This window comes from Streptomyces sp. NPDC028711, from assembly GCF_055565415.1.
In genome coordinates, this window is sequence record NZ_JBVHUJ010000010.1 from 42,810 (window position 1) to 66,550 (window position 23,741).

General features: G+C 72.3%; 21 protein-coding genes. 15 read left to right on the top strand and 6 right to left on the bottom strand.

Going from position 1 to position 23,741, the window contains the following annotated elements; all coding sequences use genetic code 11:
* Window positions 1–54: 54 nt before the first annotated feature.
* The 4 genes from ACZ4VK_RS27415 to ACZ4VK_RS27430 form a co-directional block, all read right to left on the bottom strand.
* The gene (locus ACZ4VK_RS27415) at window positions 55–945 is read right to left on the bottom strand and encodes an amino acid ABC transporter permease (protein ID WP_468357370.1); all 891 of its coding nucleotides are present in this window, start codon (window positions 943–945) and stop codon (window positions 55–57) included.
* Window positions 942–1,616: an amino acid ABC transporter permease gene (locus ACZ4VK_RS27420; protein WP_468357373.1), complete on the bottom strand. Its 675-nt coding sequence runs from the start codon at window positions 1,614–1,616 to the stop codon at window positions 942–944. The genes ACZ4VK_RS27415 and ACZ4VK_RS27420 overlap by 4 nt, the downstream gene beginning before the upstream one ends.
* Before the next feature lie 120 nt (window positions 1,617–1,736).
* Entirely contained in the window at window positions 1,737–2,558 is an 822-nt protein-coding gene (locus tag ACZ4VK_RS27425; RefSeq protein WP_468357376.1) for a glutamate ABC transporter substrate-binding protein, read from the bottom strand.
* A 53-nt stretch (window positions 2,559–2,611) separates the two neighbouring features.
* Entirely contained in the window at window positions 2,612–3,397 is a 786-nt protein-coding gene (locus ACZ4VK_RS27430) for an amino acid ABC transporter ATP-binding protein (RefSeq protein ID WP_468357379.1), read from the bottom strand.
* A 286-nt stretch (window positions 3,398–3,683) separates the two neighbouring features.
* Between ACZ4VK_RS27430 and ACZ4VK_RS27435 the strand changes: the two genes are divergently transcribed.
* Both ACZ4VK_RS27435 and ACZ4VK_RS27440 read left to right on the top strand, forming a co-directional pair.
* Window positions 3,684–4,397: a response regulator transcription factor gene (locus tag ACZ4VK_RS27435; RefSeq protein WP_468357382.1), complete on the top strand. Its 714-nt coding sequence runs from the start codon at window positions 3,684–3,686 to the stop codon at window positions 4,395–4,397.
* A gap of 18 nt (window positions 4,398–4,415) precedes the next feature.
* Window positions 4,416–5,822, top strand: coding sequence for a sensor histidine kinase (locus ACZ4VK_RS27440; RefSeq protein ID WP_468357385.1), 1,407 nt, complete (start codon window positions 4,416–4,418; stop codon window positions 5,820–5,822).
* Window positions 5,823–5,918: 96 nt separating this feature from the next.
* On the opposite strand, the gene ACZ4VK_RS27445 is transcribed toward ACZ4VK_RS27440, so the two are convergent.
* Entirely contained in the window at window positions 5,919–6,917 is a 999-nt protein-coding gene (locus ACZ4VK_RS27445) for a TAXI family TRAP transporter solute-binding subunit (RefSeq protein WP_468358006.1), read from the bottom strand.
* Between the two features lie 427 nt (window positions 6,918–7,344).
* Window positions 7,345–8,991, bottom strand: a complete 1,647-nt coding sequence (locus ACZ4VK_RS27450; protein ID WP_468357388.1) for a glutamate--tRNA ligase — start codon at window positions 8,989–8,991, stop codon at window positions 7,345–7,347.
* Between the two features lie 224 nt (window positions 8,992–9,215).
* Between ACZ4VK_RS27450 and ACZ4VK_RS27455 the strand changes: the two genes are divergently transcribed.
* The 13 genes from ACZ4VK_RS27455 (at window position 9,216) to hemL (ending at window position 23,641) form a co-directional block, all read left to right on the top strand.
* On the top strand, window positions 9,216–10,448 hold the full coding sequence (locus ACZ4VK_RS27455; protein ID WP_468357391.1) for an MFS transporter: 1,233 nt from the start codon (window positions 9,216–9,218) through the stop codon (window positions 10,446–10,448).
* On the top strand, window positions 10,445–11,362 hold the full coding sequence (locus ACZ4VK_RS27460) for a TIGR03619 family F420-dependent LLM class oxidoreductase (RefSeq protein ID WP_468357394.1): 918 nt from the start codon (window positions 10,445–10,447) through the stop codon (window positions 11,360–11,362). Before ACZ4VK_RS27455 ends, ACZ4VK_RS27460 begins: the two co-directional genes overlap by 4 nt.
* A gap of 31 nt (window positions 11,363–11,393) precedes the next feature.
* Window positions 11,394–12,326 (top strand): LysR family transcriptional regulator, encoded by a 933-nt coding sequence (locus tag ACZ4VK_RS27465; protein ID WP_468357397.1) that lies wholly within the window; start codon window positions 11,394–11,396, stop codon window positions 12,324–12,326.
* Window positions 12,327–12,564: 238 nt separating this feature from the next.
* On the top strand, window positions 12,565–13,494 hold the full coding sequence (locus ACZ4VK_RS27470; protein WP_468357400.1) for a DMT family transporter: 930 nt from the start codon (window positions 12,565–12,567) through the stop codon (window positions 13,492–13,494).
* A 165-nt stretch (window positions 13,495–13,659) separates the two neighbouring features.
* Entirely contained in the window at window positions 13,660–14,250 is a 591-nt protein-coding gene (locus tag ACZ4VK_RS27475) for a LuxR C-terminal-related transcriptional regulator (RefSeq protein ID WP_468357403.1), read from the top strand.
* A 118-nt stretch (window positions 14,251–14,368) separates the two neighbouring features.
* Window positions 14,369–14,806: a tautomerase family protein gene (locus ACZ4VK_RS27480; RefSeq protein WP_468357406.1), complete on the top strand. Its 438-nt coding sequence runs from the start codon at window positions 14,369–14,371 to the stop codon at window positions 14,804–14,806.
* Between the two features lie 173 nt (window positions 14,807–14,979).
* Entirely contained in the window at window positions 14,980–15,738 is a 759-nt protein-coding gene (locus ACZ4VK_RS27485; RefSeq protein WP_468357409.1) for a maleate cis-trans isomerase family protein, read from the top strand.
* Window positions 15,735–16,985 carry an FAD-dependent oxidoreductase gene (locus ACZ4VK_RS27490; RefSeq protein ID WP_468357412.1) on the top strand — a complete coding sequence of 417 codons (1,251 nt, stop codon included), beginning with the start codon at window positions 15,735–15,737 and terminating at the stop codon, window positions 16,983–16,985. Before ACZ4VK_RS27485 ends, ACZ4VK_RS27490 begins: the two co-directional genes overlap by 4 nt.
* A complete protein-coding gene (locus ACZ4VK_RS27495; RefSeq protein WP_468357415.1) occupies window positions 16,954–17,754 on the top strand; it encodes an aspartate/glutamate racemase family protein in 801 nt (266 codons plus the stop codon). Before ACZ4VK_RS27490 ends, ACZ4VK_RS27495 begins: the two co-directional genes overlap by 32 nt.
* A 140-nt stretch (window positions 17,755–17,894) precedes the next feature.
* The gene (hemB, locus tag ACZ4VK_RS27500; protein WP_468357418.1) at window positions 17,895–18,914 is read left to right on the top strand and encodes a porphobilinogen synthase; all 1,020 of its coding nucleotides are present in this window, start codon (window positions 17,895–17,897) and stop codon (window positions 18,912–18,914) included.
* A 4-nt stretch (window positions 18,915–18,918) separates the two neighbouring features.
* Complete coding sequence (hemA, locus tag ACZ4VK_RS27505; RefSeq protein ID WP_468357421.1) at window positions 18,919–20,289, top strand: glutamyl-tRNA reductase; 1,371 nt, start codon at window positions 18,919–18,921, stop codon at window positions 20,287–20,289.
* Window positions 20,286–22,340, top strand: coding sequence for an acetate--CoA ligase family protein (locus ACZ4VK_RS27510; RefSeq protein WP_468357424.1), 2,055 nt, complete (start codon window positions 20,286–20,288; stop codon window positions 22,338–22,340). Before hemA ends, ACZ4VK_RS27510 begins: the two co-directional genes overlap by 4 nt.
* The gene (hemL, locus tag ACZ4VK_RS27515) at window positions 22,337–23,641 is read left to right on the top strand and encodes a glutamate-1-semialdehyde 2,1-aminomutase (protein ID WP_468357427.1); all 1,305 of its coding nucleotides are present in this window, start codon (window positions 22,337–22,339) and stop codon (window positions 23,639–23,641) included. Before ACZ4VK_RS27510 ends, hemL begins: the two co-directional genes overlap by 4 nt.
* Window positions 23,642–23,741 lie beyond the last annotated feature (100 nt).

The following is a 23,741-nucleotide window of genomic DNA, read 5'->3' on the forward strand; positions in this document are numbered from 1 at the left end:
CTGAAGTCGGTACCGCTCCGGCCCACCCCTGTTGTCCCACGGACCCCTTCGGGGTCAGGCGTTGCTGACCGCCTTCGTCACCGTCTCGGGGGCTCCCGCCTGGGCGGGGAGCGTCACGGTCGGGGACTTCTTGCCCTGCCGCAGACGCTTCTCCAGCCGGCTGGCGAAGGTGGTCAGGACGAAGTTCAGGACGATGTAGATCAGCGCGATGACCACGAGAGTGGCGATCGTGTTGGCGCCGTAGTTGGCCGTGATCTGCCGGTTCTGGCTGAGAAGTTCGCCGAAGCCGAGCAGGGCGCCGCCGAGCGCGGTGTCCTTGACGATCACGACGAGCTGGCTGACGAGCGCGGGGAGCATGACGGTCACGGCCTGCGGCAGCAGGACGTACAGCATGGTCTGGCCCTTGCGCATGCCGAGCGCCTCGGCCGCGTCGCCCTGGCCCCGGGGCAGCGAGAGCACTCCGGCCCTGACGACCTCGGCGATCACCGAGGCGTTGTAGAGCACAAGCCCGGTGACGACCGCGTACAGCGGGCGGAAGTCCGAGCTCACGGTCGTGAACTCCCGGTACACCTGACTGGCGAACATCATCAGGAGGAGCACCGGAATGGCACGGAAGAACTCCACGACGGCGCCGACGGGCACCCGTACCCAGCGGTGGTCGGAGAGCCTGCCGATGCCGAGGAGCGCGCCGAGGGGCAGGGCGATCAGGATGGAGAGCGCGGCGGCCTTGAGGGTCTCCATGAGGCCGGGCAGCAGGTACGTCGTCCAGACGTCGGAGTCGGTGACGAACGGGCTCCACTTGTTCGCGTCGAGCTGGTGCTTCTCGTTGAGGGCGGCCAGCACCCACCAGCCCACGAGGGCGAGGACGGCCACGAAGGCGACCGTGTAGATGATGTTCCGCCGCTTGGCGCGGGGCCCTGGAGTGTCGTACAGGACGGAGCTCATCGCTTCACCGCCAGTCGCTTGGCCGCCCAGCCCAGAATGAGGCCGGTGGGGAGGGTGAGGGCGATGAATCCGAAGGCGAAGACGGCGAAGACGGCGAAGAGCGCGTCGGCTTCGTTCTCGATCATCTCCTTCATCAGGAACGCCGCCTCGGCGGCGCCGATCGCGGCCGCCACCGTGGTGTTCTTGGTGAGGGCGATCAGGACGTTGGCGAGCGGGGTCACCGCCGCACGGAAGGCCTGCGGGAGCACCACCAGGGTGAGGACCTGGGTGAAGCTCATGCCCAGTGCGCGGGCGGCCTCGGCCTGACCCGGCGGGACGGTGTTGATGCCCGAGCGCAGCGCCTCGCAGACGAAGGTGCCGGTGTACGCGACGAGGCCGAGGACGGCGAGCCGGAAGCCGATGCCCTCGGAGCGCTCACCGCCGAGCGTGATGAGCAGCGTCTGGTTGAGGCCGAGCAGGCAGGCGACGAGGACGACCGTCAGCGGAGTGTTCCGGATGACGTTGACGTACGCGTTGGCGAAGCCTCGCATCAGCGGGACCGGGCTGACCCGCATCGCGACCAGGGCGGTGCCCCAGATCAGCGAGCCGATCGCCGAGTAGAGGGCGAGCTGCGCCGTCACCCAGAAGGCGCCGAGCAGGTCGTACTGCCCGGAATCAAGAAAGTCGAACACGATGCCCGCGCTCTCCCCTGGTGGTCGGTCGGTGTGAAGGCCGGTGCGTGGGCAGCGGCCGGTGCCGGTGCGACGGCCGCCCCTGACGCGGGGCGGCCGTCACGGCCGGAGCGGGTCAGGTCAGTTCTCGACCTTCGGCGCGGCCTCGTACTTGTAGCCGGACGGGCCGAAGTGCTGCTTGACGAGCTTCTCCCAGGTGCCGTCGGAGACCATCTTCTCCAGCGCCTTGTTGATCTTGCCGCGCAGCTCGTCGTCGCCCTTCTTGACGCCGATGCCGTACTTCTCGTCGCTCATCCGGAGACCGGCGAGCTTGAACTTGCCCGCGTGCTCCTTCTGCGAGGCGTAGCCCGCGAGGATGGAGTCGTCGGTGGTCAGGGCGTCGACGGCCTTGTTCTCCAGGCCGGTGAGGCACTCGGAGTAGCCGCCGAGCTGCTGGAGGTCGGCCTTCGGGGCCAGCTTGTCCTTGACGTTCTGCGCGGAGGTCGAGCCGGTGACCGAGCAGAGCTTCTTGGAGTTCAGGTCCTCGACCTTGGTGATCGAGCTGTCGTCGGCGCGCACGAGCAGGTCCTGGTGGGCCAGGAAGTACGGACCGGCGAAGTCGACCTCCTTCTTGCGCTTGTCGTTGATCGAGTAGCTGGCGACGACGAACTTGACGTCACCGTTCTTGATCAGGTTCTCGCGCTCGGCGCTCGGCGCCTGCTTCCAGTTGATCTTGTCCTCGGTGTAGCCCAGCTCCTTCGCGACGTAACGGGCGACGTCCACGTCGAAGCCGGCGTACTTGCCGTCCGGGGTCTTCAGGCCCAGGCCGGGCTGGTCGAACTTGATGCCGACGTTGATCTTGTCGCCGTTGCTGCCGGAGTCCGAACCGCCCCCACAGGCCGTGGCGGTCAGGGCGAGGACGGCGGCGGCCGCGGCGGCGGCGTAGGTGCGACGAAGCTTCATCGAGGAATGTCCCTTGGATAGAAGTGAGTTGGGAAGAATAGGCCCGAACTCGCTCAGTGGTGAAGGATCTTGGAGAGGAAGTCCTTGGCCCGGTCGCTGCGCGGGTTGCTGAAGAACTCCTCGGGAGTCGCCTGCTCGACGATCCGGCCGTCGGCCATGAAGACGACCCGGTTGGCGGCGGAGCGCGCGAAACCCATCTCGTGGGTCACGACGACCATCGTCATGCCGTCCCTGGCCAGCTGCTGCATGACCTCCAGGACCTCGTTGATCATCTCGGGGTCGAGCGCGGACGTCGGCTCGTCGAACAGCATGACCTTCGGGTCCATCGCGAGCGCGCGGGCGATCGCCACGCGCTGCTGCTGACCGCCGGAGAGCTGCGCCGGGTACTTGTCCGCCTGGGTGCCGACCCCGACCCGGTCGAGCAGGGCGCGGGCCTTGGTCTCGGCTGCCTTCTTCTCCGTCCTGCGGACCTTGATCTGCCCCAGCATCACGTTCTCGAGCACCGTCTTGTGCGCGAAGAGGTTGAACGACTGGAACACCATGCCGACGTCGGACCGCAGCCGGGCCAGCTCCCTGCCCTCCGCGGGCAGCGGCTTGCCGTCGATGGTGATCGTGCCGGAGTCGGTGCTCTCCAGCCGGTTGATCGTGCGGCACAGCGTCGACTTGCCGGACCCGGAAGGTCCGATGACGACCACGACCTCGCCGCGGCTGATCGTCAGATCGATGTCCTGGAGGACATGCAGTGCGCCGAAGTGCTTGTTCACGCCGGACAGTACGACCAGGTCGTCCGCGGCGCGCGGGGTGTCCTTGGGATCCTTGGACACAGACTCTCCGCTCATCGGGCTCTTGCTCCGTCCTCCTCGGTTGGGGAGGACACTAGAGACCCGATGTGATGACCGTCATCACATCTGAGCGGAAATTGAGGATAACGATCCGGCCGCAACCGGACACAGTGTGTGAAGAGGGCACCCCGGGCCGTACCGGCTGCATAACGGAAACACCGGCGTCACAGGGGGACACTTGACTGTGACACCGAAGATCGGTGTTCATGCCCTGGTACCACCTGGTACACAGACTCGTACACAGAGAGCCGCCACGGCACCCATCACCACGGAGGAGGCACGTATGCGACTGCTGCTCGTCGAGGACGACGACCACGTCGCCGCCGCCCTCTCCGCGATCCTCGCCAAGCACGGCTTCACGGTCACGCACGCCCGCAACGGCGAGGAGGCGCTCCAGGCCGTCCTGCCCACCGCGCAGGGCGAGCGCCCGTCCTACGGGGTGATCCTGCTCGACCTCGGCCTCCCCGACCAGGACGGCTACCAGGTCTGCGGACGCATCCGGAAGCTCACCACCACCCCGGTGATCATGGTGACCGCGCGCGGCGACGTACGCTCCCGCATCCACGGGCTCAACCTCGGCGCCGACGACTACGTCGTCAAGCCCTACGACCCCGGCGAGCTCCTCGCCCGGATCCACGCCGTCAGCCGGCGCCACTCCGGCACCGAGGAGACGGCCGGGACGGGCGCCGGCTCCGACGGCAGCCGGTTGCGGCTCGGGTCCGTCACCATCGAGCTGCCCACCCGACGGGTCAGCGTCGACGGCGAGAGCGTCCCCCTCACCCGCAAGGAGTTCGACCTCCTCGCCCTCCTCGCCCAGCGGCCCGGAGTCGTCTTCCGCCGCGAACAGATCATCAGTGAGGTCTGGCGCACCAGTTGGGAGGGGACCGGCCGCACCCTGGAGGTGCACGTCGCCTCCCTGCGCTCCAAGCTGCGGATGCCCGCCCTGATCGAGACCGTGCGGGGCGTCGGCTACCGCCTGGTCGCCCCGTCCGCGTAACCGCCGGACGGCCCCTCCGTGCGCACCCGCCTCCTCCCGCTGCTCATCATCCTGATGGCCGGCGTCCTGCTCGCCCTCGGCTTTCCGCTCGCCGCCAGCCTCGCCGCATCCGAACAGCAGCGGGTCGTCGTCGACCGGCTCGACGACGCCGCGCGCTTCGCCGCGCTCGCCCAGTTCGTCAGCCCGACCAGCCCCGGCACCGACGAGCGGCAGGCCACCCTCGGCGGCGAACTCGCCAGCTACCACGACGTGTACGGCATCCGGGCGGGGATCTTCTACCGCGACAACCGCGCCATGGCCGCCGCGCCCGAGGACTGGGTCGTCCCGTACGAGGGAGAGGGACGCCGTGCCTTCCGCGAGGCGCTCCTCGGCCGCCGCAGCCACGATCCTCCCCAGGTGTGGCCCTGGCAGCCCGACGCGCGGCTCACCATCGCCTCCCCGGTCGTCCGCGACGGTGACGTCGTCGCCGTCGTCGTCACCGACTCGCCGACCGGGCAGCTCCGTTCCCGCATCCTGCGCGGCTGGCTGCTGATCATCGCGGGCGAGTCCGCCGCCATGCTGCTCGCCGTCGGCGCCGCCTTCCGGCTCACCGGCTGGGTCCTGCGGCCGGTCCGCGTCCTCGACTCCGTCACCCACGACATCGCCACCGGACGGATGAACTCCCGCGTCGCCGCGACCGGCGGACCGCCCGAACTGCGGCGGCTCGCGCTCTCGTTCAACGAGATGGCCGACAACGTCGAGGAGGCGCTCGAACAGCAGCGGGCGTTCGTCGCCGACGCCTCCCACCAGCTGCGCAACCCGCTGGCGGCGCTGCTCCTGCGGATCGAGCTGCTCGCCATGGAGCTGCCCGAGGGCAACGAGGAGATCGCCTCCGTACGGACCGAGGGCAAGCGCCTCTCGCAGGTCCTCGACGACCTCCTCGACCTCGCCCTCGCCGAGCACGCGGCGGCCGAGCTGCGGCTCATCGACGTCGGGGCGCTCGCCGCCGAGCGGGTCGTGTCCTGGCGGCCCGTCGCCGAGGACAAGGGCGTGCTGTTCACCGGGGAGTGCGGGGCGGTCACGGCCTGGGCGGACCCGGTGGCCCTGTCCAGCGCTCTGGACGCGGTGATCGACAACGCGCTGAAGTTCACGCCGGCCGGGGAGGAGGTCACGGTCACGGTCGTCCCCGACCGGTCGACGGTCGCCGTCGTCGTCGCCGACCACGGGCCCGGCCTCACCGAGGAGGAGCTCGGCCGGGTCGGCGACCGCTTCTGGCGCTCCGGGCGCCACCAGAACGTCAAGGGCTCGGGGCTCGGCCTGTCGATCACGCGCGTCCTGCTGACGGCGGGCGGCGGCGGCATCACGTTCGCCCCGAACGAGCCGCACGGGCTGCGGGTGACGGTGACCGTGCCCCGACACGCGCCGGACCGGGGCACGAAGCGGTAGGGACCTACCGCGCCGGACCGGGGCTCGAAGCGGTAGGAACCCGCCCCGGCACGCGCCGGACCCGGACCACGCGGTGGGAACCCCCCTACAGGGCCCTTACGGCTTCACCGAGCGGTAGTACCGCCGGGCGCCGTCGTGGAGCGTCAGGGGTTCCGTGTAGACGGCGGTCCGCAGGTCCACCAGCTGGGCCGGGTGGACCTGGCTGCCGATCCGGTCGCGGCTCCTGATCACCGTACGGGTGAAGCCCTCCACCAGGTCCGCGTCGGCCTCCTCCGTGGTGACCAGGAGGTTCGCCACGGCGAGGGTCTCGATCTCCCGGCCGTCCTGCGCCTTGGCGTACGCGTCGGCGGGGATCACCGCCGAGCGGTAGTGGCGGGTCGAGTCGCCGACGTCATGGAGCCGGTCCACCAGGGGGGCGTCCAGCGGGAGCAGCCGGATCGCGAAGCGCTCGGACAGCTTCTGCACCGGGTCGGTGGGCAGTCCGCCCGACCAGAAGAACGCGTCGAGCCTGCCCTGCTCCAGAAGGCCGGGCATGGTGTCGATGCCCACCGAGACCGGCTCGATGTCGCGTACGGGGGCAAGGCCGGCCGCCGCGAGGACCCGGTCCGCGATCAGCCGTACACCCGACCCGTCCTGCCCGACGCCGACCCGCAGACCGCGCAGGTCCTGCACCCGCTGCAGGGACGAACCCTTGCGGACCACGAGCTGGACGTAGTCGTCGTAGAGGCGGGCGCAGCCGCGCAGCCGCTCGAAGCCGGGCCTGCGCTCGCGCTGGTACTGGGCCACCGCGTCGGCCGTGGCGATGGTGAAGTCGGCCTCGCCCGAGGCCACCCTGGCCAGGTTCTGCTGGGAGCCCTCGCTGTCCTTGAGCGTTATCGAGACCTCGGGGAGGTCCTGGGCCAGGGCCTGCTTCAGCAGCATGCCGTACCGCTGGTAGACGCCGGTGGGGACGCCCGTACTGAAGGTGACTGAGCCGCTGGGGACGGAGGAGCCGAAGGGCATCAGCCACCACACCAGCACCCCGCACACCGTGAGCAGCGCGGCCGAGACCGCGAGGACACGGCGGCGGGCGGCACGGGAGAGGGAGGCGAACATGCCGCGATCCTGCCAGGTCACCGCCGTCCCTGGCCAGGGACGGCGGTGTGAGGTGCCCGCGCGGGGGCCCGGCGAGGGGCCCTCGCACGGGGGTGCGCGCCCTACCCGTATCGCTGCGAACGGGTGGAGCCATGAGCCGGGGAGGCGACACGCGGACACCCCGGAACCGGCCCCTCGGGGGGTCCCGAGTTCAGGGGAGGCGACGCGCAGACACCCCGGAACCGGCCCCTCGGGGGTCCCGAGTGCGCTCCGCCGAAGCGGTGAGCGGCCCCCGGGTGCGCGCCGCGCCGTGTGTCCTGCCGGGGGGCCGGGGCCCCGGCGGTTAGCGTCGGTCTGCGCTCGGTGATCTTGAGGGCAGTCCCCTGCCCGCCCCTGGCGTCCCCGGCCGAGCTCGTTCGACTCACCCTGTCCCGACAACCGCGCCGCCTCACCCCGCCACGGCGGTGAGGCGGCGCAGCACCTCGTCGGGGCCCAGGGCGCGGGCCACCGCGAAGAGGTCGGGGCTGCGGGTGGCGCCCGTGAGGGCCACCCGGACGACGTTCGCGACCTCCCTCGGCGGGCCCGCCCAGCGTTCCGGGGCCCGGCGCCAGGAGGCCGTGTCCGGTGCGTAGCCGTGCCGGACGGCCAGCTCACGGAGCTTCCCGAACCACTCCTCCGGCGTCGTGGCGCCGCTCGCCTCCCGCCCGAAGCCGGCGGCGATCAGCCGCACCGACTCCGGGGCGAGGCCGCCGTAGCGGTCGTCGTCGGCGGGAACCGGGCCGAACAGCTCCGCGAAGAAGAAGCCGTAACGGTCACGGAAGCAGGACCAGCGGTCCAGGTCCTTCCGGGCCGGCGCCCCCGCCGGGCGGCCCGTGGCCACGGCGGCCAGCGCGAGCCCCCGGTGCCGGGCGAGTACGGACGCGAGCTCCGGATCGTGGTCCTCCGCCCACGCCAGGAGCTGCGCGTACAGCTCGTCGGGGGTGAGCGAGGCGATGAACTCCCGGCTCAGCGAGTGCAGTTTGGGCAGATCGAGCAAGGGTCCCGAGGGCCGCATGCCGTCGAGCCGGACGGGCGCGGCCAGCGCCTCCACCGTGGGGACGTCCATGAGCCGGATGTTGGCGAGGCCGCGCAGATAGTGCTGGACGGCGGCCGGGGGATAGCCGGCCGCCAGGTAGTAGTCCACCGACGCCTCGGGGTCCTTGCGCTTGCTGAGCTTGCGCCGCGAGGGCCCCTCGGCCTTCATCAGCGGCGCCAGATGCGCGTACGCGGGCGGCTCGAAGCCGAGCGCCGTGTGCAGCTGGAGATGGACCGGCGTCGACGACAACCACTCCTCACCGCGCACCACGAGCGACACCCGCATCAGATGGTCGTCCACGACGTGGGCGAAGTGGTAGGTGGGCAGCGGGAGTTCGTCGCCGGAGGACTTGAGCAGCACGATGTCGTTGCCGTTGTCCTGCAGGGTGACCGCGCCGCGGATGCGGTCCGTGAACCGGACCCGGCCGGGGAACTCGTACGGGCAGCGCAGCCGCACCACATACGGCTCGCCCGCCGCCACCCGCCGCGCCACCTCCTCCGGGGACCGCGTCCGGCACGGCGCCCACCGGCCGTAGTAGCCCAGCGGCGAGCGCCCCGCCCGCTGCTCACGCGCGCTCAGGGCCAGCCGTTCCTTGTCGCAGAAGCAGGGGTACGCGCGGTCCTGCCGCAGCAGCTCGCGCACATGGCTCAGATAGACGTTCCGGCGCTCGGACTGGACGTACGGGCCCCAGTCGCCGTCCCCGGCGACCCCGCCCTCGTCCGGAGCGAGCCCGAAGGCCCCGAGCAGCCGGGAGAACTCCTCCGCCGCGCCGTCCACCCGGCGCGCGCGGTCGGTGTCCTCGACGCGCAGCACGTGCACGCCGCCCGACTGGTGGGCCAGGGCGCGCGCCACGGCGGCCGTGTACAGGCCGCCGATGTGCAGATGCCCGGTGGGGCTCGGGGCGAAGCGCGTCACCTCGGCACCCTCCGGCAGGTCGCGCGGCCGGAACCGCCGCTCCCAGTCGGCCGGTTCGGGGAGATCGGGCGGGAACATCGCGTTGATGACGGACAGGTCGAGCACGGTGGACTCCCTCCTGGGTTCGTCGGTGATCCAGGACTCCCTCAGGGGATCCCTCGACCGGTCCACCGTAGGCCGGTGACCGGCCGATTCGAGAGGAGTGACGGCGCGAGGCTGCGGAACTCCGAACCCTCCTGGGCGTTCCGGGCCGCCGGCGGGGCGCACGGTCAGTAGCGTCCGGAGAACCGTTCCGTACGACCCACACAGACGACACGACAGGGGGTGTGATGGCCGGCACCCGCGCCGTGGCCCTGCTCGCGCTCGGCTCCTTCGCCATCGGGACCAACGCCTACGCGATGGCGGGACTACTCCCCGCCATCGGCGCCGACCTGGGCGTCTCCGTCTCCCTCGCCGGCCAGTCCGTCACCGCGTTCACCCTCTGCTACGCCGTCGCGGCACCGCTGTTCTCGGCCGTCCTCGCCCGCTGGGGGACCCGGGCCGTCCTCGTCACCGCGCTCGTCGTCTTCGTCCTCGCCAACGCCGGTACGGCCGTGACCGGTTCGTACGCCGGACTCCTCGGCACCCGGGCACTCGCCGGCGCCGGCGCGGGCCTCTTCGTCCCGGCGGCGGCCACAGCCGCCGTCGCGCTCGTCCCGCCCGACCGGCGCGGCCGGGCCCTCGGCCTCGTCCTCGGCGGGATGAGCGCGGGCACCGTCCTCGGCGTACCGCTCGGGCTGCTCGTCGCCGCCCACTCCGGCTGGCGGACGGCCCTCTGGCTGATCACCGGCCTCGGCGTCGTCGCGCTGACCGGCGTCGCCACCGCGCTCCCGCCGGTCCGCGGGGCCGCCGCACCCACCCTGCGGGCCCGGATCGGTGCCCTCGCGCGGCCCCGGGTGGCCGTGGTCGTCGCCGTCACCTTCACCCAGACCGTGGCCAGTCTCGGGCTCTACACCTATCTGGAGCCGGTCCTCCGCCGGGTCGCCGACATCGGCAGCGCCGTGCCGTACCTCTGGGTCTGGGGCATCGGCGGGGTCTGCGGCAGTCTCCTCGCCGGCACCCTCGTCGACCGCACGGGGAGACCCGCGCTCCTCGCCGTCGCCCTGCTCGGCACCCTCGGGGGCGCCCTCGTCCTGCTGCCCTGGACCGGGACCGTACCCGGCCTCCTGCTGCTGCCCCTGCTGGTCTGGGGTGCGGCGGGCTGGGCCTTCGTCGTCCCGCAGCAGCACCGGCTCCTCGCCAGGGACGCCGAAGGAGGAGCCGCCGCCGTCGGCCTCAACAGCTCCGCCACCTACCTCGGCGGCGCCGTCGGCTCCGCGCTCGGCGGCCTCGCCCTCGCCCACGGGCTCGACGCCCGCTGGCTCCCGCTCCCCGCCGCCGGGATCGCGCTCGCGGGAGTCCTCCTCCACCTGACCGCGGTGCCGGCCCTCGCCCGGCGCGACCGCGACCAAGGACGTGACAGCGATCAAGGCCGTGGCCCCGGAAAGGAACACGCCATGAAGCCGGAAAGGAACACGCCATGAAGTTCGGCGTCAATCTGCCCAACTACGGCCCCGAGGCCACCCCCGACGCCCTCGCCGACTGGGCGCTGCGGGTCGAGTCGATGGGCTACCACTACGCCATGGTCTCCGACCACGTGGCGCTCACCCCGGACGTGCAGCACCTCTTCCCCGCCCCGTTCTACGACCCCTTCGCCACCCTCGCCTGGCTCGCCGGAATCACCAGGACCGTGGGCCTCGGTACGACGGTGACGATCCTCCCGTACCGGCATCCCGTGCACACCGCCCGCGTCGCCGCCAACATCGACCGGTTCAGCAACGGCCGGCTCGTCTTCGGCGCCGCCGCGGGCTGGGCCGCCCGCGAGTTCGCCGTCCTCGACGTCCCGTACCGCAAGCGCGGCGCCATCAGCGACGAGTACCTCGCCGCCATCAAGGCCTGCTGGGCCGACGAGGTCGCCTCCTTCGACGGCGCCCACGTCTCCTTCCGCGAGGTCCACACCGGCCCCCTGCCCGTCCAGCGGCCGGGCCCGCCCGTCTGGGTCGGCGGGCACAGCTACGGCGCGCTCCGCCGCGCCGTCCGCCTCGGCGACGCCTGGCACCCCACCTCCGTCTCCGGCGACTGGCTCGTCGGCGTCGGACTGCCGACCCTCCGCCAGGTCGCCGAGGAACAGGAACGGCCCGTGCCCGACGTCTGCCCCCGCATCAAACTCCGCGTCACCGCACGGCCCTTGGGCCCCGGACGGCTTCTCGGCGAGGGCACGCGGGCCCAGATCGCCGACGACCTCGGACTGCTCCAGGACGTGGGCGCGCGGGCCGTCGTCCTCGACCCCACCTATCCGGGCGACCGGCGGGAGAAGGGCCGCACCGCGCGGGACCTCGACGTCCTGGAGACACTGGCCGCCGAGGTCATCGACGTGGACGCCGGCTGCGTACGATGACCGGGCGGCGGAGCGGGAGAGAGGCGGGGACGTGACCGATCCGGACCTGCGGAAGCTGCGGGTGCTCAGGGAGCTCAGCGAGCGCGGCACCGTCAGCGCGGCCGCCCAGGCGCTCCACCTCACCCCGCAGGCCGTCTCGCAGCAGATCAGCGCCCTGGGACGCGAGTTGGGCGTCCCGCTCACCGAGCCGTCCGGCCGCCGGCTGCGGCTCACCGGAGCCGCGCGGATCGTCCTCCGGCACGCCGAAGCCGTCTTCGCCCAGGTCGAGCAGTTGCGCGCGGAGCTCGCCGCCCACCAGAGCGGTGAGCGCGGCGAGGTCGCGGTCGCCGGATTCTCCACCACCCTGTCGGCGCTGATCCTGCCCGCCGTGGCCCGGCTGCGGGAGACCCGGCCGCTGCTGCGGACCTCGCTCGCCGAGGTCGACCCGCCGGAGAGCTACTCGCTGCTGCACCGCGGCGAGACGGACGTCGTCATCTCCGCGGACACCAGCCGCGCCCCCGGCCCGCCGGGTGACGGAGGCCGCTCCGACGGCCGGTTCCACCGGGTCACGCTCTGCGAGGACCCCTTCGACATCGCCCTGCCGGCGGGCCACCGCCTCCTGGACGAGGAGCGGCTCGTGCTCGCCGACCTCGCCGACGAGACCTGGATCTTCGCCACCACCGGCCTCTGCCACGACATCGGCGTCGCCGCGTGTACGGCGGCCGGCTTCACCCCGCAGGCCTCCCACGCCATCGGCGACTGGGACGCCACGCTCGCGGCGGTACGGCTCGGCCTCGGAGTCGCGCTGGTGCCACGGCTCGCCAAGCCGGCCCCCCGGCCCGAGGTGACCATCCGCGCGTTCAGCGAGCTCGCCCCCTCGCGCACGGTCTTCGCGGCCGTACGGGAGGGCAGCCAGACCTCCCCGGAGATCGCCGCCGTCCTGGACGCCCTCCGCACGGCGGCGCGGGCGGCCGTCGCGGGCTGACGGCGAACGGGACGCGGCCCGCCGACCAGCTGGTGGCGTCCGCATTCGCCACGGCTCGTGGTCCTGGGGCACGGCTCGTGGTCCGGATTCGCCACGGCTCGTGGAAGGTACCGTCCACGAGCCGTTGCTGGACCGGCCGGGCCGCCGCTGCGAGGCTCGTTCCCGTACCGCGGACCGCTGGGCGCGCGTCCCCCTTCCTCCTCCCTCACTCCTCTTCTCCTAGAGCGGGAAAACACCCATGTCCAAAGCCACATACACGCGGCTGGCCGCGCTGAGCCTCATCTGGGGCTCCGTCTTCCTGTGGATCAAGATCGCCGGATACGGCTTCTCACCCGTGCAGATGGTGCTGATCCGGCTCGCGCTCGGCGCCGTCGTCATCCTCGCCATCGGTTACGCCAAGGGGCTCCGGCTGCCCAGGGAGGCGGCCGTCTGGGGCCATCTGACCGTCGCCGCTCTCCTCGGCAACGCCGTCCCGTGGACCCTCTACGCCGAGGGGGAGATCGCCGGATCGAGCAGCGTCGCCGCCGTGGTCAACGGCAGCGCGCCGATCTGGACCCTGGCCGCCGCCCTGCTCCTCGGCCAGGAGAAGCGGGTCTCCGGTTTCAAGGCGGGCGGTGTGCTGCTCGGCCTCGGCGGCACCGCGCTCATCGCCTCTCCCTGGAACTCCGCCTCCGCGGGCACCGGTTGGAGCATCCTCTGCTTCGTACTCGGCTCGATCAGCTTCGGCGCCAGCTTCGCGTACATGGGCAAGTACCTGGTGGGCAGGGGCATTCCGCCGCTGATGCTGGCGGGCGGGCAGCTCAGCGCCGCCACTGTGCTGCTCCTCGTCGCCTTCCCGTTCCTGGGGCTCCAGACCGTCACCTGGCGCACCGACTCGGTGATCGCGGTCCTGGTCCTCGGCGTGGTCTGCACCGGCTTCGCCGCGCTGCTCAACTTCGAGCTGATCATCAAGGACGGGCCGACCGTGGCCTCCACCGTCACGTACCTCATGACCGCCGTGGCCGTCGTCCTCGGGGCCGTGGTGCTGCACGAGCCGCTCGGCTGGACGGTGTGGCTCGGGGCGGTGGCCGTGCTCGCGGCCACCGGTCTGCTCCGGCGCAAGCCGCGTCCGGCGCCCGAGCCGAAGCCCGAGGCCGCCCCCGTACCGACCGCGGCGGCGGCCGATTAGCCGGCCACCGTCGAAAATCGGCACCGCAAGGCGATACCCGGCCGTTCTCGGCGGCCGGGCGTGCGCCATTCCCTCAGGAAATGCCGGGCCGTCGGTCGCAACATTGTGTTCATTCATGGAGCGGGTGGCCGGTGGTAGCGTCACGAGTGGAAACACCCGGCCTTCATGGGGGAGTCGTACGTGGCTTTTGTGGTCGAACTCGTTTTCCGTGGCAATGAGACGGACCGGCTGAGTTTCGGAGAGGCTCACCGGACCTACTGGAAAAGGATGGCCGCGCGCGGCGTCCTGCTCGGCGGCGGCCCTTTGCGGGACGGCACCGGGGAACTCCTGGTCTGTGAGGCCCGCGACCGTCGCGCTCTCTTACGGATCCTGTACGCCGATCCCTACGCGCAGGCGCAGATCATCGGCGAACTGCGGATTCGTGAATGGAGAGCGACCATGGGGCACGTGATGCTCGCAGGACTCGAGCGGTCCACCGGCGGTGCCGGGACCCACGAGCGAATACGCGGGGGCGTCACGGCGCCCGTCGCACCGCTCGCCGCGCCGAGCGCACGTGAGCAGCTGACCGCACACGAGCGGCGCATCGCCACGATGATGCTCGACGGCCTGACCAACAAGCAGATCGCCGAGGCCTTCACGGTGTCGACCCGCGCCGTGGAGCTGCACATCACCCGCATCTACCGGAAGCTCGACATCCGCCGGCGCGCCCAACTGGCCGCCGCGATCGACCGGTTCGAAGCCGTGCCGGTCTGCTGATGCTCCGGTCCGCTGACGCTTCGGTCCGCCGACGCTTCGCCCTGCTGACCCTTACATCCGCCGTTCCTTACGCCTTACCCGTATCCGCTGTCCACCCGCACCCTGTTGGGGAGTCGTCATGCCGCTGGTCGAGATAACCGTTCCCGAAGCCACCCTCTCCGAGGCCGCCGCGGCGGACCTGCAACAGCAGGTCGCCGACTCCGTCCTTACGGCCATGGAGCTGCCCCACACCCCCTTCTTCGCCGCCGCCACCTGGGTGTACGTCCGTGAGGCCGCCAAGGGGCTCGCGACCACCGGGGCCGGCACGCCTCCGGGCGTCCTGGTGGTGGTCACACCCCTTGAGGGCTTCCTCACCCCCGAGCGCAACGAGACCCTCTCCGCGGAGATCACCCGGCAGGTGAGGGAGGCGACGGGCTCCGACACCGTGGTCTGGGTCGTCGTGAACGAGATCCCGGAGGGGAACTGGGCCGTGAACGGCGGCCTCACCCGCCGGGCGAAGATCGACGAACTCGTGGCGGAGGCCGCCGGGGCCGGGCAGGCCGTGCCGGCCCGCTGAATTTCCCCTTCCCCTTTTCCGTATTTCGGCGCCACGGCGCCGCACCGTATTCACGGTGCGGCGCCGTTCCCCTTTCTGTTTTCGGCCACGGGTGCGGAATCCCGTATCGATGTGCACCCCGTCCGGCTCGTACGGTGATGTCAATGGCACCGACGGATGGGAGAGACTCGCTCATGGCTCTGCATTCGGCGCCGAGACTCGGTGTGGTGGTTCCTTCGGGAAACGCCGCGGCCGAACCCGAGATCGGCAGCCTCGTCAGCCCCGAAATCAATGTCCACACCTCACGGTTTCCGGTTCTTCCCGGAAAGGACCTGCGCGGTCGTCTTGAGAAGTACAACGACGTACTCCCCGATGTGCTGGGTCATTTCGGAGGCCTGCGTCTCGACGCGGCCGTCGTCTCCTGCACCGGTTCGCACTACCTCCTGACGCCGGACGGCGACCGTGCTCTCTGCGCGGAGCTCTCCGAGCGCGTCGGAGCGCCCGTACGGTCCGCGTCCCTGGCCATCCTCGACACCGCGCGGGCGGTCGGCGCGGAACGGCTCGTGCTGATCTCGCCGTACGAGCCCTGGCTCACCGAACTGTCCCGCGCCTACTGGCAGTCGGCGGGCCTCGCGGTGGACCGGGTGGTCAAGATCCGGGCCGGCGCCCGCTTCTCGCCGTACGACGTGACGACCGGCGAGCTCGTCGCCCAGGTGAGGGAGGCAGGACTCCCCGAGGACGCGACGCTGCTGTTCACCGGCACCGGCATGTTCACCTTCGACGCGCTGGCCGAGCTCGGCCGGGACGGCGGGCGCACCCTGCTCACCTCCAACCTGGCGAGCGCCTGGTGGGCGCGTGACGCCCTCGGGCTCCCGGCCGCCGGCCCGGACGCCCACCCGCTGCTGCGGAGCCTCGCGGAGCGGACCGGGCGTGATGCCGTGGCCGTGTCGTGAGCGGCCCCGCCGCCGTCCGTGGAACGGTCGCCGTCGTCGGCGCGGGACCCGTCGGACTGACCGCCGCGCTCGTCCTCGCCAGGGCCGGAGTGCCCGTGACCCTCCTGGAGGCCAAGGACGCGCCGGCCACCGAGTCCCGCGCGTCCACCTTCCACCCCTCCACCCTCGACCTGCTCGACGAACTCGGCGTCGCGGCCGCTCTGCGCCGCCAGGGCCGCACGGTCGACCGCGTCCAGTGGCGCGACCTGGACGGCGTCGTGCACGCCGAGCTGGACTACTCCCTGCTCGCCGGACACACCGCCCACCCGTACCGCGTCCACGTCGAACAGGCCCTCCTCACCCCGCTGTTGCTCGCCGAACTGAACGCCACCGGCCTCGCCGACGTACGGTTCGGGGCCACCGTCACCGGGGCCGAGGACACCGGCGACGGGGTGCGGCTCCGCGCCGAGGACGCGGTGGGGCGGGTGACCGCCGGCCGTCACCCGTACGTCCTGGCGGCCGACGGCAGCCGCAGCCGCCTCCGCGACCTCGCCGGGCTCCCGGGCACGGCCGAGGTCTACCCGGACTTCGCGCTGCGCGTCGTCACCGGGACACCGCTCGACGAACTGGTCCCCGGCCTCGCCCCGCTGGCGTACGTCCGCGACCCCCGGGCCTCGTTCAGCGCGCTCGGCATGCCCGACCACTGGCGGCTGATCTTCCGGATCCCCCGGGGGGCGGACCGCGACGAGGTGCTGGCTCCCGACGCCGTACGCGCCAGGGTCGAGCAGGCCCTGCCGGGCGCCGCCGGGCGGTCCGTGCGGATCGCCGACGCCCACACGTACCGGCTCGCGCGGTTCCTGCTGCCGCGCTACCGGGCCGGCCGGGTGCTGTTCGCCGGGGACGCCGCCCACCTCACCTCCACCGCCGGCGGCCTGAACATGAACTGCGGCATCCACGACGCCGTGGAGACGGGCCGGGCCCTCGCCGCCGTCCTGCACGGCGGTCCGACCGACGAGACACCGCTCGACGCGGCCCTCGCGCGGCGCCGTTCCGTCGTCGAGACGGCGGTCATCCCGCGCAGCGAGGCCCGCACGGCCGGACTGGACAGCGCCGCCGAACTCCCCGCCCGGCTCGCCGCCCTGAAGCGCACCGCCGCCGACCCCCACGCGGCGGCCGACTACCTGCTCAAGGCATCACTTCTCGACGTCGCACCACGACCACTGAAGGGTGACGCACATGCGGATCTGGTTTCACAAGCACACCGTTGAGGGACGCCTCCCGCTGCTCGACCAGTGGTACCGGGAACACCTCGACGCCATCGCCGCACCCGGGACCACCGTCGACATCAAGACCCTGCCGGCCGACACGTACCCCGACCGCACGCCCTTCGGGCTCGTCGGCCACCACTCCGCCCAGGTGCTCTTCAGCCGGCACTTCTCCGAGTCGGCGCTCGTCGCGGAGCGCGAGGGCTACGACGCCTGGGTGATCGCCGCAGGCCAGGACCCCGGCCTGCGCGACGCCCGCCACCTCGCCTCGATCCCGACCCTCGGCTACGGCGAGACGGCCTTCTTCCTCTCGGCGCTCACCGGGCAGCGCTTCGGCGTCCTCGGCTTCATGCCGCCCCTGGAAGAGCCGATCCGGGCCAACATCCGGCAGTACCGCCTGGAGGCCTCGCTGAGTTCGTACGAGGTGGTCCCCGGCGGCTGGGACTCCGTGCACCGCTCCCTGGAGGGGGACTTCGACGAGTTCGTCGAGGTGTACTCGGCGGCCGCCGAGCGCGCCGCCCGCGCCGGGGCCGAGGTCATCATCCCCGCCGAGGGCATCCCCAACGAGATCCTCTGGCACCTCGGCATCCACGAGCTGCACGGACTGCCCGTGATCGACCCGGCGGGACTCGCCGTCAAGCTCGCCGAGACCCTCGTGCGGCTCGGGGAGCTGAAGCTCTTCCAGCGCAGCGGGCACGGCTACTGGTTCAGCCGCCCCGACGAGCCCGTCGCCAAGCACCTGGAGCAGGTGTTCCTCGGCGAGGCCCTCTAGAGCCTGGGAGATGCCGTGTCCCGGGCCTCCCACGCCCCCGCCGCCTCGCACCCGCACCTGTACACGCACCAGCGCCCGCTCCCGTACACCCGCCCGCACCCGTATCCGCATGCCGCCTCGCCCTCCAAGGAGTCACGCTCATGACGTACGGCGCCTACGGCCGCAACACCGCGGCCACCGACCCCGCCGCCCCCTACTACCGCCCCCGCCGGCTGCGCCGCACCCCCGCGCTGCGCCGCTTCGCCGCCGAGACCCGCGTCGGCCCCGCCAACCTCGTCCAGCCCCTCTTCCTCCGCGAGGGCCTCACCGAGGCCCGTGAGATCCCGTCCATGCCGGGCGTCCTCCAGCACACTCGCGACACCCTCAGGAAGGCCGCCGCCGAAGCGGTCGCCAACGGCGTCGGCGGGCTCATCCTCTTCGGCATCCCCGAGCACAAGGACCCCACCGGCACGGGCGCCGTCGACCCCGACGGCATCCTCCAGGTCGCCCTGCGCGACGTCGTCGCCGAGGTCGGCGACTCCACCGTGATCATCGGCGACATCAACCTCGACGAGTACACCGACCACGGCCACACCGGCGTCCTCGACGCGAACGGCGACGTCGACAACGACGCCAGCATCGAGCTGTACGCGCGTGCCGCCGTCGTCCAGGCCGACGCGGGCGCCCAGATCGTCGCCCCCAGCGGCATGATGGACGGCCAGGTACGCCGTATCCGCGAGGCCCTCGACCAGGCGGGCCACCAGTCCGTCGCCATCCTCGGCTACTCCGCCAAGTACGCCTCGCACTTCTACGGCCCCTTCCGCGACGCCGTCGAGTCCACCCTGCGCGGCGACCGCAAGGGCTACCAGCAGTTCCCCGGCAACATCCGCGAATCCCTCCTGGAGGTGTCGCTCGACGTCGCCGAGGGCGCCGACCTGGTGATGGTGAAGCCCGCGCTCGCCTACCTCGACATCGTCCGGCTCATCGCCGACCACGTGCAGGTGCCCGTCGCCGCCTACCAGGTGTCCGGCGAGTACTCGATGGTCGAGGCGGCCGCCGCCAAGGGCTGGATCGACCGCGACCAGGTCGTCCGCGAGAGCCTGGCCTCCATCCACCGCGCCGGCGCCACCCAGATCATCACCTACTGGGCCTCCGAGTTCGCCCAGAGCCTGGACCGGTGACCCGGTGAGCCCGTCCTCCACCATGCTGGTCCTCGGCATCAGCCACGCCAGTGCCCCGCTCGACCTCCTGGAGAGACTCGCCGGGACCGACCGGCCCGCCGAGGACCTCGTCGCCGACGTGACCTCCGTCGACGGCATCGACGCCGCCGTCGTCGTCTCCACCTGCAACCGCCTGGAGATCTACGCCGAGACCCGAGGCGGCCCCTCCGCCACCGGCGACGCCGGCGGCCGCCACGAACTCGACGGCCTCGGTGAACTGTTCGCCCAGCACACCGGCGTCGACCACCGGGAGCTCGCCCCCCATCTCTACAGCCACCACGCCGACGGAGCCGTACGCCACCTCTTCGCCGTGGCCTCCGGGCTCGAATCGGTCGTGGTCGGCGAGGACCAGATCCTCGGCCAGGTCAAACTGGGCCTCGAAAGGTCCCAGCGGCTCGACCGGACCGGCAGGGTCCTCGACAAGGCCGTCCAGACCGCCCTGCGGGTCGGCAAGCGGGCCCGTAACGAGACCGGACTCAACGAGGCGGGCCGCTCGCTCGCCACCGCCGGGCTCGGCTTCTTCGAGCGCAGGGTCGGCTCCCTGCACGGCAAGACCGCCCTGGTCATCGGCGCGGGCGCCTTCGCCGGAGTCGTCGTGGCGGCGCTGCGCCGCTCCGGCCTCGACCGGGTGCACGTCGCCAACCGCACCCCGGAGAAGGCGCAGCGCCTCGCGGACACCACCGGGGGAGCGGGGTACGACCTCACGGACGTGCCCCGGCTGCTCACCGAGGTCGACGTGGTGGTCGGCGCCACCGCCGCCACCGGCCACCTCGTCACCGCCCGGCACGTCGAGGAGGCGCTCGCCGCCCGGGACGGCCGCGAGCTGTTCCTGCTCGACCTGTCGCTGCCGCACAACATCGCGCCGGCCGCGGCCGGGCTCCCCGGCGTCACCTTCGTCGACCTGCGCAGGATCGCGGAGGAGGGCCAGGAGGACGAGATCTCGGCGGCCAGCGTCCAGGCCGCGCACGAGCTGGTCGACGCGGAGGTCGAACAGTTCCGCACCGGGCTCCGGCTCGCCGGGGCCAAGCCCGTCCTGACCGCCCTCCGTGCCGCCGCCACCGAGGCGGCGGAGGCCGAACTCGGCCGCCTGGCACGGAGGTTGGAGGGACTCGACGGCACGGTCAGAAAGGAGATCGACCGCAGCGTACGGCGCATCGTCGACAAGGCCCTCCACCAGCCGACCGTCCTGGTGCGCGAGCTGGCGGCCGACCCGGACGGCGCCCGGCACATCGCCGCCTTCACCCGCCTCTTCGCCGCCGCGGAGGGCGCAGACGCCCCCGAGACCACCACAGGCACCAACGACCCGAACGAGAAGAAGATCGAGGCCATCGCATGAGTGACATATCGGCCCTCTGGGAAGCGGAATCCATCGCCGTCATCGGCGCGAGCGAGCGCCCCGGCGCCCTGGGCCGCAAGCCGCTCGACTACCTCCTCCGGTACGGCTACAAGGGCCGCATCCTGCCGGTGAACCCGCGCTCCTCCGAGATCCTCGGCGTCCCCGCGTACCCCAGCGTGAAGGACGCCCCAGGACCCGTCGACCTGGCCCTGATCATGGTCTCCGCCGAGCGCGTCCCCGGCGCCGTCGACGACTGCGTCGCCGCCGGAGTCAAGCTCGCCGTCATCGCCTCCTCCGGCTTCGCCGAGACCGGCGAGGAAGGCGCACGCCTCCAGGCCGAGGTCGTCGCCGCGGCGCGCGCCGGAGGCCTGCGGATCATCGGCCCCAACTGCATCGGCGCCGTCGGCTACGAGAACCGCGTCCTCGCCACCTTCAGCCCCCTCTTCGGCGCCGAGTCCGTCCCCTTCGAACCCGGCACGCTCGCCTTCGTCAGCCAGAGCGGCGCCCTCGGATTCGGCGCCGCGAGCCTCGCCCTGGAACGTGGCCTGCGCCCCGGCTGGGTGGTCAGCACCGGCAACGACGCCGACGTCACCGCGCTCGAAGTCCTCCGCGAACTCGCCGCAGTCCCCGAAGTCACGGGGCTCCTCGGCTACTTGGAGGACACGCCGGACATCGCGACCCTGCGCGAACTGGCCGGCTCGGGCAAGCCCGTGGCCTTGCTCAAGTCGGGCCGGACGGAGGCGGGCGGCCGGGCCGCCGCCTCGCACACCGGCGCCCTCGCCACCGACGACCGCGTCCTGGACGCGGCCCTGCGCGGCCTCGGCATCGTCCGGGTCGACGACATCGACGAACTCCTCGATGTGGCCCGGGTCTTCGAGTCGGAGCGGCGCCCCACCGGGAACCGGGTCGCCGTGGTCACCACCTCCGGAGGCTCCGGCATCCTCGCCGCCGACGCAGTCGAGGCCCACGGCCTGGAGCTCAGCGCCCTGGAGCCGCGCAGCAAGGAGGCGCTCGCCGAGATCGTGCCCGCCTTCGGAGCCATCGACAACCCCGTCGACATCACGGCCACGGTCCTCAGCGACCCCTCGCTCTTCGACCGCTCCCTCGACGTCCTGATCGCCGACGACACCGTCGACATCATCGTCGCCGCGTTCTGCGTGATGGCGGGACCCGACGTCGAGAAGGCCGTCAACGCCCTCTCCCGGGCCGCCCTGAAGGGCGGCAAGCCGATCCTCGTCGCCCGCACCGGCGCCGACTTCCTCGCCCCCGACGCCCCGCGCGACCTGCGCGAGGCCGGCCTCCCCGAGTACCCGACGCCCGCCCGCGCCCTGCGGGCGGCCGCCGCTCTCTGGGAGGTCAGCCGTCCCCGGGTGCTCCCGGACGCCCCGCGCCCCGGGACCGTCCCCGGCCCCGGCGCGGACGCCACGGAGCCCGAGCTGAAGCGGCTCCTCGCCGACGCCGGGATCGCCGTACCGAAGGGCCGGATCGCCGAGGACGCCGAGGACGCGGCCCGTGCCGTGACCGAGGTCGGCGGTACGGCGGTCCTCAAGGCCGTGGTGCCGGGACTCCTCCACAAGACGGAGGCGGGCGGCGTGGAGGTCGGTGTCACCGCCGAGGCCGCGCCCGAGGCCTTCGGCCGTCTCGCCGCGCTCGGCGGGCAGGTCCTCGTCGAGGAACTGGTCGGCGAGGGCGTCGAGTTGATCGTCGGCGTCCACACCACCGACCTGGGCCCCGTGCTCACCGCCGGTCTCGGCGGGATCTTCACCGAGGTCCTGGACGACGTCGGCCACCGGCTGCTGCCGCTGGCCCCCGGGGAGGGCGCCGAACTCCTCGCGGGGCTGCGCGGCGCGAAGGTACTCGCCGGAACCCGGGGACGGGCGGCCGTGGACGTGCAGGCTGCCGCCGAGCTGCTGCACGCGGTCGGCGAGCTGGTCCAGGACTGGCCGTCCGGCTTCGCGCTCGACCTCAACCCGGTCCGCGTCCTGGAGCGGGGCGCCGTCGTCCTGGACGCCGCCCTCGGTTACGAAGCCCCCGAGGAGGCCGGCCGATGAGCGGCGGAGCGACGACCCACAGCAAGGCCCTCTTCGAGCGGGCCCGCAAGGTCACCCCCGGCGGCGTCAACTCCCCGGTACGCGCCTTCGGAGCCGTCGGCGGCACCCCCCGCTTCATCACCTCGGCCGAGGGCCCGTACCTCACCGACAGCGACGGCAACGAGTACGTCGACCTGATCTGCTCCTGGGGCCCGATGATCCTGGGCCACCGTCACCCGGCCGTCGTCGAGGCCGTCACCCGGGCACTGGAACACGGAACGTCCTTCGGGGCTCCGTCCGCCGGAGAGGTCGAGCTCGCGGAGGAGATCGTCGACCGGGTCGGCCCGGTCGAGCAGGTACGGCTCGTCTCCTCCGGCACCGAGGCGACGATGTCGGCGGTCCGCCTGGCACGCGGCTTCACCGGCCGCGCCAAGATCGTGAAGTTCGCCGGCTGCTACCACGGCCATGTGGACGCGCTGCTCGCCTCGGCCGGCTCGGGCCTCGCCACCTTCGCGCTGCCCGACACACCGGGTGTCACCGGAGCCCAGGCGAGCGACACGATCGTCCTGCCGTACAACGACCTGGCGGCCGTCGAGAAGGTCTTCGCCGAGATCGGCGACGAGATCGCCGCCGTGATCACGGAGGCCGCACCCGGCAACATGGGAGCCGTCCCGCCCCTGCCCGGCTTCAACGCGGGCCTGAAGGAGATCACGTCCCGCCACGGGGCGCTCTTCGTCTCCGACGAGGTGATGACCGGCTTCCGCGCCAGCCGCTCCGGCTGGTTCGGACGGGACGGCGTCGCCCCCGACCTGCTGACCTTCGGCAAGGTCATGGGCGGCGGCTTCCCCGCGGCGGCCTTCGGCGGCCGCGCGGACGTCATGGCCCACCTCGCCCCGGCCGGCCCCGTCTACCAGGCGGGCACCCTCTCGGGGAACCCGGTCGCCACGGCCGCCGGCCTCGCGACCCTCCGGCACAGCACCCCCGAGGTGTACGAGCGGCTCGACCAGGTCTCGGAGACCATCGGCCGAGAGGTCTCGGCGGCCCTGTCCAGGGAGGGCGTGGCGCACCGGCTCCAGTACTCCGGCACCATGTTCTCGGTCTTCTTCACCGAGGACGAGGTCGTCGACTTCGACGGGGTCCGCGCCACGGAGTCGTACCGCTACACGCCCTTCTTCCACGAACTCCTGCGCCGGGGCGTCTATCTGCCGCCCTCGCCCTTCGAGGCCTGGTTCGTCTCGGCCTCCCACGACGACCGGGCGATCAGCCGGGTGGTAGAGGCGCTCCCGGCCGCGGCGGCGGCCGCGGCAGCGGCGAGACCCTGACGGCAGAACGGCACCGGCGCCGGGCGATCGGCGCCTGTACCGCATGAGGGAAAGCCCCCGTGGCAGGACCACGGGGGCTTTCCCCTGGGAAGTCTCCGCG

What these genes read in the sequence shown, in the direction of transcription:
- ACZ4VK_RS27475 (WP_468357403.1), top strand. Translation starts at nt 13,660, where the DNA reads ATGGGGGAGTCGTACGTGGCTTTTGTGGTCGAACTCGTTTTCCGTGGC.
- hemB (WP_468357418.1), top strand. Translation starts at nt 17,895, where the DNA reads ATGACGTACGGCGCCTACGGCCGCAACACCGCGGCCACCGACCCCGCC.
- ACZ4VK_RS27460 (WP_468357394.1), top strand. Translation starts at nt 10,445, where the DNA reads ATGAAGTTCGGCGTCAATCTGCCCAACTACGGCCCCGAGGCCACCCCC.
- ACZ4VK_RS27425 (WP_468357376.1), bottom strand. Translation starts at nt 2,558, where the DNA reads ATGAAGCTTCGTCGCACCTACGCCGCCGCCGCGGCCGCCGCCGTCCTC.
- ACZ4VK_RS27435 (WP_468357382.1), top strand. Translation starts at nt 3,684, where the DNA reads ATGCGACTGCTGCTCGTCGAGGACGACGACCACGTCGCCGCCGCCCTC.
- ACZ4VK_RS27480 (WP_468357406.1), top strand. Translation starts at nt 14,369, where the DNA reads ATGCCGCTGGTCGAGATAACCGTTCCCGAAGCCACCCTCTCCGAGGCC.
- ACZ4VK_RS27430 (WP_468357379.1), bottom strand. Translation starts at nt 3,397, where the DNA reads ATGAGCGGAGAGTCTGTGTCCAAGGATCCCAAGGACACCCCGCGCGCC.
- hemL (WP_468357427.1), top strand. Translation starts at nt 22,337, where the DNA reads ATGAGCGGCGGAGCGACGACCCACAGCAAGGCCCTCTTCGAGCGGGCC.
- ACZ4VK_RS27415 (WP_468357370.1), bottom strand. Translation starts at nt 945, where the DNA reads ATGAGCTCCGTCCTGTACGACACTCCAGGGCCCCGCGCCAAGCGGCGG.
- ACZ4VK_RS27445 (WP_468358006.1), bottom strand. Translation starts at nt 6,917, where the DNA reads ATGTTCGCCTCCCTCTCCCGTGCCGCCCGCCGCCGTGTCCTCGCGGTC.
- ACZ4VK_RS27495 (WP_468357415.1), top strand. Translation starts at nt 16,954, where the DNA reads ATGCGGATCTGGTTTCACAAGCACACCGTTGAGGGACGCCTCCCGCTG.
- ACZ4VK_RS27455 (WP_468357391.1), top strand. Translation starts at nt 9,216, where the DNA reads ATGGCCGGCACCCGCGCCGTGGCCCTGCTCGCGCTCGGCTCCTTCGCC.
- ACZ4VK_RS27485 (WP_468357409.1), top strand. Translation starts at nt 14,980, where the DNA reads ATGGCTCTGCATTCGGCGCCGAGACTCGGTGTGGTGGTTCCTTCGGGA.
- ACZ4VK_RS27510 (WP_468357424.1), top strand. Translation starts at nt 20,286, where the DNA reads ATGAGTGACATATCGGCCCTCTGGGAAGCGGAATCCATCGCCGTCATC.
- ACZ4VK_RS27470 (WP_468357400.1), top strand. Translation starts at nt 12,565, where the DNA reads ATGTCCAAAGCCACATACACGCGGCTGGCCGCGCTGAGCCTCATCTGG.